The sequence below is a fragment of the Staphylococcus sp. EG-SA-2 genome, assembly GCF_017152085.1.
Window position 1 is genome coordinate 1 of the sequence record NZ_JACYHC010000283.1, and the last position, 425, is coordinate 425.

Sequence of the window (425 nt, forward strand, 5' to 3'; positions counted from 1 at the left end):
CGTTGTAAGACGTCCTTGTGCAGGCCGTTTGATCCGCCAATGACGAATACAAAGTCGCTTTGCCCTTGGGTCATGCGTTGGTTCAATTCTTGGGCCAATCCTTCGGAAGATAGCATCTTTCCTTGTATTTCTAATGTAATGACTGTGGATTGTGGTTTAATTTTGGCTAGTATTCGTTGGCCTTCTTTTTCTTTTACTTGCTCAATTTCTTTGTCGCTCATATTTTCTGGTGCTTTTTCGTCTGGAACTTCTATGATGTCTATCTTGGTGTATGGGCCTAAACGTTTTTCATATTCTGCTATGGCTTGCTTCCAATATTTCTCTTTTAGTTTCCCTACAGCTAAAATGGTGATTTTCATGTCGTTTGGTCCTCCAAATTGTTATCAACTTTCCAGTTATCCACAAGTTATTAACTTGTTCACACT

1 protein-coding gene is annotated in these 425 nt (G+C 39.5%); it reads right to left on the reverse strand.

Translation table 11 applies throughout. From position 1 onward, the window contains the following. A partial coding sequence (gene rlmH, locus IDG60_RS02725; RefSeq protein ID WP_206160474.1) for a 23S rRNA (pseudouridine(1915)-N(3))-methyltransferase RlmH occupies positions 1–359 on the reverse strand: 359 nt, incomplete at its 3' end. Positions 360–425 lie beyond the last annotated feature (66 nt).